The sequence below is a fragment of the Legionella londiniensis genome, from assembly GCF_001467825.1.
GTDB classification, from domain to species: domain Bacteria; phylum Pseudomonadota; class Gammaproteobacteria; order Legionellales; family Legionellaceae; genus Legionella_A; species Legionella_A londiniensis.
This window is the reverse complement of record NZ_LNYK01000014.1, coordinates 113779-123724: the sequence shown is the minus strand read 5'-3', so window position 1 is coordinate 123724 and position 9946 is coordinate 113779. Positions and strand designations below refer to the sequence as shown.

The window sequence follows — 9946 nt, the reverse complement described above, 5'->3', positions numbered from 1 at the left end:
CCGCCATATTCAAAATATTGCTTTTTTTGCCATTCAAGTAGCCGCTCCAGATGATGAAGTACAGGCGGGTTATCGTACACCGCTTGATTACCATTTTCTGCGAACATGCCTAGGCCATGTATTGCCGAAAAAGATTCCATAAGAATCCAGGCGGGATGGCCTGTGGTATATACACACTGATGTCCAGCCTTATGAAGCTTTGCGGCCAAAATTTCGAATTCTTGCCAGGTTTTTGGGAAATTCTTCTCATCATAGCCAACTGCTGCCAAAGCATCTTGATTATAAAAAATTACCGGCACGGACAGGTTAAAAGGCATTGCCATTAAAACACCATTGACCGTGTAATATTCCCTGGCAGCGCTGAAGAAACTTGATTTTGGTAATTGTACTGGCTGATGAAGCATCAACTCGTCAATGGGTTTTATAACGCCTTTGGGCGCAAGCATTGCCCGGGTGCCAACCTCAAATATCTGGATCATGGCAGGGGGTTGCCCGGCGCGGAATGCGGCAGCAAAACCAGTCAAGGTTTCTAAATAATCACCTTTATAAACTGGTTTTATCCTGAATTTTTTTTGGCTTGCATTAAACCCGCTGACTATTTTTTCAACCTCTTCTCCCAGATGGCCTGCCATAGAGTGCCAAAAAGAGATTTCGAGAGGCTCTGCAAATACAGAATTTAAAAAACCAGCAAGGGTTAAAATAAAAAAAATCCGCGGCAAAGTCATGATAGAAGATCAGGGTAATCGCTGAAAACCGCGTCCACGCCTTCTGCGATGAGTTTTTTTGCCTGGCGCCTGCTGTTGACGGTATATGCATATAACTTATAGTCATACTGCTTGATTTCTGCAATACGGCTTTTCGATAAAATATGTTTGTTGGCGTGAATAGAGCAGCAGTCTAGCTCTTTAGCAGTTTTTGACCAGTTATCCTGCCACTCATGCATTAAAAACCCGAGCGGCATTTCAGGCGCAATACTGCGGCATAAACGCAATACCCTAGTTTCAAAGCTTGAGACAAGAGGCATTTTTTTGCTCTCTGGCCAATAGCTGTGAACTTCTGCCAGTACCGCAGTTGTAATTTCTTCTACATTGTCTGGGTGGGGTTTGATTTCGATATTTGCCGCCATATCATGCTCATTAAGCCAGCGCAGTACTTCTGTAAAAGCAGGTATTCTTTCACCGCGAAAGCGTCTTCCAAACCAGGATCCTGCATCCAGTCCCCTAAGCGTTTCGCTGCTTGCAAGATGAAACGCGCCGCGAGCGTTTGTAGTTCGGTTTAACTCATCATCGTGAAATACAAAAAGCTCGCCGTCCGCACTTTGCATGACATCAAATTCGATAAACCGAGACCCCATCTGTCGGGCTCGCTCAAAAGCTGCTCGGGTATTTTCAGGTGCGTAGGCCGAAGCGCCGCGATGAGCAATAATTTTATCCTGCAACACGCTCAATCCCCTTTTCCGGGTTAAACCGGTTTGAGGCTGCCTCAACTACAGCAGTCATGATGATTTCATGACTTACGGCCAGATCGGGTGCTGCGCTACCCATCGCCATCATATTGACCGTTTCCTGGGCACGGTAAGCCTTAGGCTGCGGCTGTATCTCCCCATCCTGGAAAAATAAACGGTTTAAACTGTAACTTTGGCCGGTAAAAATTTTGTTGATACGCGCCATTTCTTCCGTTGCTTTCTGATACAGTGTTTCACGCAGTTCAGCCTTTGCCTTCTGAATTTCTGCAAGGCTCGGTTGGAACTCAATGGTACTGACTTCATAATTCGCGCCCGGTTTGCTGACTGCTTTCGCATTTTGATAAACATGGCTCAGCAAACTTTGGTCCACGCGCACTTCAGCCCTGACCGTTAATTTTTCAAGGCCCGAGGAATCCTGGGAACGGTCAAACTGCACAATATGCCAGTCACCTTTGGCAATTTTTGCAAGTTTATCCATGATATCTGCACGGGCTTTAGCCAAATCTGAGTCAGTTAAGGTTATATTGACCCCGACCACCAACAATGCAGTCCTGGTGCTTACCCATTGCCTTGCAGTGACCTGAAACGTGATTTTATCCAGCGCAATATCCGGTTTGGTATTTGCAAAACTTAAGGAAGTTATTAAAAATAAAGTAAATATCTGTATTATTTTTCTCATACTGACCTCAAGAATCAATTTTAAGTGAACAGGGAACGTTTAAAACCATAATCCGCGTCAAGTCTTTCGGTTCTGTAGCATATTTCTTGCAATAATCCGAGTCTAGTGTACGCCATGTTAGTATTTTATGCCATGAGCTTTTCTTCTCATTCCTTTCATTTCGCCATTGATTTAGGAAAGAATAACGACTATAACTTTACACATTATTGTTATAGGGAGTTTCTGTATGATTTCTGTCGATACCCTGGCCACCAGCGGCGCTGTTATGAAGCATGAAGATGATTTTCTTGAGTATGCCTTAAATCGCGGATTTGGCGAACTGCACTTTAAAGTTGACAGCAAAACCGGCATGAAGGCAATAATAGCCATTCACAGCACCAAACTTGGCCCTGCGCTTGGAGGATGCCGCTTTATTCCTTATCCCGATACATTTTCCGCCCTGTTTGATGCCATGCGGCTGGCCCGCGGCATGAGTTACAAAGCAGCATTGGCCAATCTGCCTTTGGGAGGTGGAAAAGCCGTTATCATTCAACCTGAAACTGACTATGACAGGGAAGCTTATCTGCGCCGCTTCGGAGAGTTCGTCCATGACTTGGGCGGACGCTATATCACCGCTTTGGACAGCGGAACGCAATTAAGCGATATGGATATTATCGCTCAGCATACAGAATATGTTGCAAGCCTTTCCAGTTATAACGGCGATCCCTCTCCTTATACAGCAAAAGGGGTTCTCCGCGGCATCGAGGCCGCTGTGCTGTTTCAGTTAGGAAGAGAACGGCTCGAAGGCCTGCATGTTGCCATCCAGGGATTAGGTCATGTTGGGTATCTGTTGGCCAGTTACTTGCATGAAGCCGGCGCAAAACTGACTGTAGCCGATATTAACCCCCAACGCGTACAAGAGGCAGTGGCGGCATTTGGTGCAACCGCTGTTGCCACTGAAGAAATACATAAGGTTCCCTGCGATGTATTTTCACCCTGCGCATTGGGAGCTGTTATCAATGACATCTCCATTAATCAATTGCAAACAACGATAGTCGCGGGAGCCGCCAATAATCAGCTGGCCCATGCCTATCACGGGCAAAAATTACATGACAGAGGCATACTTTATGCGACAGACTATGTCATCAATTCTGGCGGTCTGATTTTCGCAGCAAGCAAATATCTTAAATCTGCGGAAGAACAGGTAGATGAAAGGATAAATGGCATTAAAACCACCTTATTGCAGATTTTCACCCGTTCTAAGGAAGAAAACAGGCCTGTCAGTGAAATTGCCGACATGCTGGCACAGGAAAAACTCGCATAAAAATATAAAGATATGAAACATTTAAACCTGACTCCCGAATTATATGAATATCTGCTGGAAGTTTCCCTGCATGAACATCCAGTGCTGGCCTCGCTTCGCGAAGAAACTGCCAAATTACCCCTGGCTGTCATGCAGGTAGCGCCCGAACAGGCCCAGTTTATGCAATTCCTGTTAAAGTTAATTTCCGCAAAGAAAGTCCTTGAACTCGGAACATTTACCGGCTACAGCGCCTTGGCAATGGCACTTGCCTTGCCTGATGATGGAAAATTAATTACCTGCGATATCAATTCAGAATGGACTGATAAAGCACAAACTTTCTGGAAAAAAGCCAAGCAGGAGCAAAAAATTGATTTGCGCCTGGGTCCCGCTTTGGAAACCATGCAGGAACTTCTCAATAACGGCTTTGCGGGCTCTTTTGATTTCATTTTTATTGACGCAGACAAAACCAATTATACTCATTATTACGAACTGGCGCTTAAACTTGTCAGCCGTAGGGGTCTAATTGCCATTGATAACATGCTTTGGAGCGGCAAGGTAATTGATGAGGAAGAAACAGGTGGGCAAACTCGGGCCATTCGAGAACTGAATCAACGCATCAACAATGACAGGCGGGTTTTTGCGAGCCTCTTGCCTATTGCTGACGGTCTTTATCTAGTGAAACCCAATGAATCCTGAGCTTGCAACATAGAACCCTCTTCTTAAAGAACAACAAGGAGGCAGTTGAATGAACAATATCTCTCAAGACAATCCCTGTGGTCTCAACGGATTTGCATTTCTTGAATTTTCAGGCCCAGACAAAGCGGCGCTCAAAAAACAGTTTATCGACATGGGTTTTCATGAAGCTGCCCATCATGCCCATCAGGACATCACCCTCTTTGAGCAGGGCAATATCCGGTTTATTGTCAATGCCGCGAAATCGTGCCAGGCAGAGTCGCATGCGAAAACTCATGGGCCAGGAGCCTGTGCCATGGGTTTTCGCGTAGCGGATGCAAACAAGGCTTTTAATTATGCCATCGAGCATGGCGCAAAAGCCTTTAAGGAAACAGGACAGGTGAATCACCATCTGCCGGCCATAGAGGCAATTGGAGGCAGCGTTATTTATTTTACCGATGCATCCCATCAACCTTTTGCCGGAGAATGGATAAAAAAAGATGGCAGCCATATAAAAGAAGCCGGTCTTATAGAAATTGATCACTTAACACATAATGTGTTCCGCGGAAACATGGACAAGTGGGCTAATTTTTATGAAACGATATTTAATTTTCGTGAAATTCGTTTCTTTAACATCAAAGGGAAAATGACCGGATTAATCAGCCGCGCATTAGCAAGTCCATGTGGAAAAATAAAAATTCCTCTCAATGAATCCAAGGATGATCATTCGCAGATCGAAGAATTTTTACACGAGTATCAGGGAGAAGGCATTCAACATGTTGCCTTAAGCACAGAAAATATTTATCAAACAGTACGGCAACTTAGAAATAATGGAGTCAAGTTTCTTGATGTGCCGGACACCTATTACGAAATGGTAAACAGCAGGATTCCCTGGCATCAGGAGCCCTTAAACCAATTGCGGGATGAAAAAATTTTAATAGATGGCGAAGCAGATCCTGAAGGCGGATTGTTGTTGCAGATTTTTACAGAAAATATTTTTGGCCCAGTTTTCTTTGAAATCATTCAGCGCCGGGGTAATCAGGGTTTTGGTGAAGGTAATTTTCAGGCTTTATTTGAGGCAATTGAACGCGACCAAATTCGCCGCGGAACACTTCAGGAAACCCAATAACCTTAAACAGGATGTATTATGAAGTTGGCAACACTGAAAGTTCAAAACAAAAGAGACGGGGAATTATGTGTGGTCAGCCGCGATTTAACTATGGCCGCCCTGGCAACACATATCATTCCGACCTTACAGGCAGCAATTGAAAACTGGCAAGAAATTGAGAAGCCCTTGCAGGAAACCTATAACAAACTCAATCAAAAAAAAATCCAGAATGCGTTTCCTTTCGATGAAACGCATATGGCTTCCCCCCTGCCCCGTGCCTATCAGTGGGCAGATGGCAGCGCCTATGTCAATCATGTAGAGCTCGTGCGGAAGGCACGAGGCGCGGAAATGCCTGAGAATTTCTGGACCGATCCCTTAATGTACCAGGGCGGCTCGGATGGTTTTCTTGATCCGAGAGCCCCTATCATCGTTGCAGATGAAAGTTTTGGCATCGATTTTGAAGCAGAAATTGCCATTATTACCGATGATGTTCCCATGGCAATTGATGCAAAGAGCGCAGAGCAGCACATCCGTTTAGTCATGCTGGCTAATGACGTGTCCCTGCGCAATTTAATTCCCGGCGAACTCGCCAAGGGATTTGGTTTTTTCCAGTCAAAACCGGCGGGCAGTTTCTCGCCCGTTGCCGTGACGCCTGACGAACTGGGCAAATACTGGGACGGAAAGCGGCTGCATTTGCCCTTATTGAGCTATCTTAACGATGAGCTCTTTGGCAAGCCCAATGCAGGAGAGGATATGACTTTTTCATTTCCTGAGTTAATTGCGCACGCAGCCAAAACAAGAACTTTGGGGGCGGGCACGATTATTGGCTCGGGTACTGTATCCAACCTGGATCGCAGCAAAGGTTCTTCCTGCATCGCGGAGAGGCGCATGCTTGAGATCATAAAAAATGGCAAGCCCGAGACTTCCTTTATGCATTTTGGCGATGTTATTCGCATTGAGATGCTCGATGAGGATGGACGCAGCATATTTGGCGCTATTGAACAGGAAGTTCGGCCGCTTAATCAGGAAAAACTCAACGACCCTCAAAGGATTCAAAGTGAAACTATATGATTACTATCGCTCTTCAGCGAGCTACCGGGTTCGAATTGCCCTGAACTTGAAAGAAGTTCATTATGAAACCATTCCCGTCCATCTGGTGCAAGATGGAGGACAACAACATAAACCTGAATATCTGGCTGTTAACCCCCAGGGTTTGGTACCCACATTGGATGAAAACGGCCATGTTTTATATCAATCTTTAGCCATCATTGAATATTTGGAAGAAATCAATCCAAATCCTGCATTATTGCCGCATAATCCCCTGGCCAGAGCGCATGTGCGCGCCATTGCCCTGATGATTGCAGCAGATATCCATCCCTTGAATAACTTACGGGTTTTGCAACAGTTACGCAGCCAATTTAAGGCGTCTGACGGGCAGATAGAGACATGGTATCATCACTGGCTGAAAAAAGGCTTTGATGCCTTGGAATCCCGTTTAAGGCAATCGCCCCGCAAAGGGCATGTTTGCTATGGCAGCGAAATTACTCTTGCAGACATTTGCCTGATTCCCCAGGTCTATAATGCCAAACGATTCAACTTTCCACTGGACAATTATCCTCTTATCCGGGAAATTAACGAGTATTGTTTAACAATCCCTGCATTTTATAAAGCATCTCCTGAAGCCAACATCGAATAACAAGCAGTGTAGATAAATCCAAAAAAAACCGCAATGTTTTAATGATTGCGGTTTTTTAAGAAGCGTTCTAAATCAGCTTATTATTTTTTAATCAAAAGGGATATGTTCATCCGGAATATAGAGATAAAAACCTTTGGTAATCAGGATAACACCAACGATAAACATGAGCGCTATAATGACGTAATACGCCGGGCCCGCAACTGTTTTTTGAGTAAATTTCAACATTTTTTCTGGAAAAGAGAGCCAGATAAGTGACTTAATTAAAATAATCCAGGAAATTATCGTAATAAAAACCCTTGGTTCCCATACCCAAAAATTATGAACCACCACCAGCAAAAGGCCGAGTAACAAACCAAACGAGGCGCCTGTCAATATACCCGGATTTTGTGCTGTCATATTTTGTACCAAAGCACGATAATAAGGCGTTCGGCTTAACAAAATAACTGACATAAAAAGCAGATATAAACCAAATACTTGCGCCAAAATATAAGAGTGGAATAGTGCACCAAACATTGTTCTGCTCCCTGCATAAATGTACTAATATAATTAAAGACTTAATTTCGTAAGAATGCAAATTTTTCTAACCACTGGACGTCCAAAGCTTGCCCTTGATCATTCACAAACAATTTTTTGTAAGCTCCGTCTAAAACCATGCCTGTTTAATTTCAGAAATGCCAATATTCCGCCCTTCTTGCTTAAGAATTTTCCAAGTTGGAGTGCAACGCTGTAAATCACCAATCAACGCTGTGTTCTCCCCGCATCGATAACGAATCGGAAGACCATCATAAGCTTCGCCTTGCCCTACAGCAGAGCATTTTGTTCCATCTGCGAGTTCTATTGCCCATGGATAAGCTTCCGACATATCCAGAGCATGGTGGCTTTTATTATCCAAAGAACCATTGACCTTAATCTCTATGCTGTTGGCAAACCATGGCGAGTACGGGCACACCGCAATTTGCCTTGTTCCGTATGTATTTACAAAACAGGGATCATAAATTGTATGATTGGCAATGCATCTCCATGCATCTTCCCGCTTAATCAAGAATGATTGCTCGGAGCAATCTCCCATGAGACTTTGCTCAATATGCGGCTTTGGGTGTTTATCAGTGGCTGCAAACGGTCGATAAAGCCGCAATTCTGTGTCCGCGGCACATAATATAGAAGTCCATAATGCTAAAAATAAAACGACTCCGCGCAGCATCATATTCACACCTTAGGTTGGTTTAGTGTATTATTTAATTATACGATGACCATTAAATAAACCGCCAATGACCGGGTTCGCGAAAACATCTTTGCAAATCACGCATCGTTAAAAATATTGCTGTGCATATTTTAATAAACCCGTGCGAATCCAGTTTCTTTTTCAAGCTTAAGGCTTGAGCACTGAATGGTTATGCAAGTAAATAATTTCCACGTTTGCGGGATGTCCGCAAAGCTTTGGATTGTTTTTTGGAGTGGGGAATGCCAGAAGTTTATACCGTAAAACAATGCTTACAAGGTGAAATCAGCGTTGATGAAATCGTTACTGTCCGCGGATGGGTAAAGACACGTCGAGATTCCAAAGCAGGTTTATCCTTTATCAATCTGCATGATGGTTCTTGTTTTTCACCGATACAGATTGTCGCAGGCAGCGATTTGGAAAATTACCAGCGAGACATCTTAAAAATAACCACGGGTTGCTCGTTGATTGCCACAGGCAGGCTTATTCCCTCCCAGGGCAAGGGGCAGCATTTTGAGATCCAGGCAATGAATATCGAAGTCACAGGCTGGGTTGATAATCCGGATACTTACCCTGTGCAGGCAAAACGTCATACCATGGAGTTTCTTCGTGAAGTCGCACATCTACGCCCCCGCACAAACACAATTAGTGCCGTAACCCGGGTGCGCCATTGCCTGTCGCAGGCAATTCACCGTTTCTTCCATGAGCGTGGATTTTTTTGGATTCATACCCCAATTATCACAGCCAATGATTGTGAAGGAGCAGGGGAATTATTCAGGGTAAGTACGCTTGATCTGCTCAACCTCCCCAAAAATTCTCAGGGTAAAATTGATTTTTCTGAAGATTTTTTTGGACAGGAAACATTTCTTACAGTCTCTGGCCAATTGAATGCCGAGGCTTATTGCCTGGCCATGTCCAAGGTTTATACCTTTGGGCCGACATTTCGCGCTGAAAATTCCAATACCAGCAGGCATCTGGCAGAGTTCTGGATGATTGAACCGGAATTGGCATTTGCCAACCTTCAGGACATATGCAACCTGAGCCAGCAATTGTTACGTTTTCTTTGTGCAACTGTTCTGGATGAGTGTTCGGATGACATGAACTTTTTCAACCAATTTGTCGATCAGGAATGCATTGTGCGCCTTGAGCATATTGCAGACTCCGACTTTGAGATGATGTCCTATACAGATGCAATTGAAATCCTCAAAAAAGCTGATTTGCCTTTTGCTTATCCTGTCGCATGGGGACTTGATTTGCAATCGGAGCATGAGCGTTTTCTTGCTGAAGAGTACTGCAAAAGACCAGTGATTATCACGGACTATCCTAAAGAAATCAAAAGCTTCTATATGCGACTTAATGACGATGAACGCACCGTCGCCGGCATGGATGTTTTAGCTCCCGGAATTGGAGAAATCATTGGGGGAAGCCAGCGCGAGGAGCGTCTCGATATTCTTGATAAACGTATGGAAGAATGTCATTTAAATAAAAGCCAATATCAGTGGTACCGTGACTTAAGGCGCTACGGGACCGTGCCGCATGCCGGCTTTGGGCTTGGCTTTGAGCGCTTGATCAGTTATGTAACTGGCCTTGGCAACGTGCGGGACGTTATCCCCTTTCCCAGAACTCCAGGTCATGCGGAGTTTTGACTTTTTTGTTTTTCCCTGCCATGAAATAAAAATGGCAGGGTATGCTACAGCAATTTCCCTTCCTGCAAATGCAGTACCTTATCCATGCGATTAGCCAGTTCAATATCATGCGTCACGATAACGAGAGCTGTTTGCAATTTTTCATTTAAACCAAGCATTAAATCAAAAATTTTAAGCGC

The 9946-nt window shown here is 44.3% G+C and carries 11 protein-coding genes and 1 pseudogene; 6 read left to right on the top strand and 6 right to left on the bottom strand.

Annotated elements, in window-relative coordinates; translation table 11 throughout:
* The 3 genes from Llon_RS11725 to Llon_RS04270 all read right to left on the bottom strand — a co-directional run.
* Positions 1–725, bottom strand: a 725-nt coding sequence (locus Llon_RS11725) for an extracellular solute-binding protein (RefSeq protein WP_237758255.1), incomplete at its 3' end; no start/stop codon positions are given.
* Complete coding sequence (locus Llon_RS04275; RefSeq protein ID WP_058528828.1) at positions 722–1441, bottom strand: glycerophosphoryl diester phosphodiesterase; 720 nt, start codon at positions 1439–1441, stop codon at positions 722–724. The genes Llon_RS04275 and Llon_RS11725, both read right to left, overlap by 4 nt.
* Positions 1428–2144, bottom strand: a complete 717-nt coding sequence (locus tag Llon_RS04270; RefSeq protein WP_058528827.1) for a hypothetical protein — start codon at positions 2142–2144, stop codon at positions 1428–1430. Before Llon_RS04270 ends, Llon_RS04275 begins: the two co-directional genes overlap by 14 nt.
* 226 nt (positions 2145–2370) lie before the next feature.
* Here Llon_RS04270 and Llon_RS04265 point away from each other — a divergent pair, with 226 nt between their 5' ends.
* Genes Llon_RS04265 through maiA form a run of 5 tightly spaced genes read left to right on the top strand, consistent with a single transcriptional unit; the run spans position 2371 to position 6902 of the window.
* A complete protein-coding gene (locus tag Llon_RS04265; protein WP_058528826.1) occupies positions 2371–3447 on the top strand; it encodes a Leu/Phe/Val dehydrogenase in 1077 nt (358 codons plus the stop codon).
* A 12-nt stretch (positions 3448–3459) separates the two neighbouring features.
* Positions 3460–4122: a class I SAM-dependent methyltransferase gene (locus Llon_RS04260; protein WP_058528825.1), complete on the top strand. Its 663-nt coding sequence runs from the start codon at positions 3460–3462 to the stop codon at positions 4120–4122.
* A 58-nt stretch (positions 4123–4180) separates the two neighbouring features.
* A complete protein-coding gene (hppD, locus tag Llon_RS04255; protein ID WP_174221671.1) occupies positions 4181–5227 on the top strand; it encodes a 4-hydroxyphenylpyruvate dioxygenase in 1047 nt (348 codons plus the stop codon).
* A gap of 18 nt (positions 5228–5245) precedes the next feature.
* Positions 5246–6277 (top strand): fumarylacetoacetate hydrolase family protein, encoded by a 1032-nt coding sequence (locus Llon_RS04250; protein WP_058528823.1) that lies wholly within the window; start codon positions 5246–5248, stop codon positions 6275–6277.
* A complete protein-coding gene (maiA, locus tag Llon_RS04245; RefSeq protein ID WP_058528822.1) occupies positions 6264–6902 on the top strand; it encodes a maleylacetoacetate isomerase in 639 nt (212 codons plus the stop codon). Before Llon_RS04250 ends, maiA begins: the two co-directional genes overlap by 14 nt.
* 87 nt (positions 6903–6989) lie before the next feature.
* Here the strand turns inward: maiA and Llon_RS04240 are convergent, their stop codons facing one another.
* Positions 6990–7415 carry a hypothetical protein gene (locus Llon_RS04240; RefSeq protein WP_058528821.1) on the bottom strand — a complete coding sequence of 142 codons (426 nt, stop codon included), beginning with the start codon at positions 7413–7415 and terminating at the stop codon, positions 6990–6992.
* A gap of 130 nt (positions 7416–7545) precedes the next feature.
* A complete protein-coding gene (locus Llon_RS04235; protein WP_058528820.1) occupies positions 7546–8106 on the bottom strand; it encodes a hypothetical protein in 561 nt (186 codons plus the stop codon).
* 257 nt (positions 8107–8363) lie between these two features.
* Here Llon_RS04235 and asnS point away from each other — a divergent pair, with 257 nt between their 5' ends.
* The gene (gene asnS / locus Llon_RS04230; RefSeq protein WP_058528819.1) at positions 8364–9767 is read left to right on the top strand and encodes an asparagine--tRNA ligase; all 1404 of its coding nucleotides are present in this window, start codon (positions 8364–8366) and stop codon (positions 9765–9767) included.
* Positions 9768–9811: 44 nt separating this feature from the next.
* Here asnS and Llon_RS11720 read toward each other — a convergent pair.
* Positions 9812–9946 (bottom strand): annotated as a pseudogene (locus Llon_RS11720) (lipoprotein-releasing system ATP-binding protein LolD); the annotation flags it as partial.

Coding starts and splice junctions, on each gene's coding strand:
- Llon_RS04250 (WP_058528823.1), top strand. CDS start 5,246: ATGAAGTTGGCAACACTGAAAGTTCAAAACAAAAGAGACGGGGAATTA.
- asnS (WP_058528819.1), top strand. CDS start 8,364: ATGCCAGAAGTTTATACCGTAAAACAATGCTTACAAGGTGAAATCAGC.
- Llon_RS04260 (WP_058528825.1), top strand. CDS start 3,460: ATGAAACATTTAAACCTGACTCCCGAATTATATGAATATCTGCTGGAA.
- Llon_RS04270 (WP_058528827.1), bottom strand. CDS start 2,144: ATGAGAAAAATAATACAGATATTTACTTTATTTTTAATAACTTCCTTA.
- Llon_RS04240 (WP_058528821.1), bottom strand. CDS start 7,415: ATGTTTGGTGCACTATTCCACTCTTATATTTTGGCGCAAGTATTTGGT.
- Llon_RS04235 (WP_058528820.1), bottom strand. CDS start 8,106: ATGATGCTGCGCGGAGTCGTTTTATTTTTAGCATTATGGACTTCTATA.
- Llon_RS04265 (WP_058528826.1), top strand. CDS start 2,371: ATGATTTCTGTCGATACCCTGGCCACCAGCGGCGCTGTTATGAAGCAT.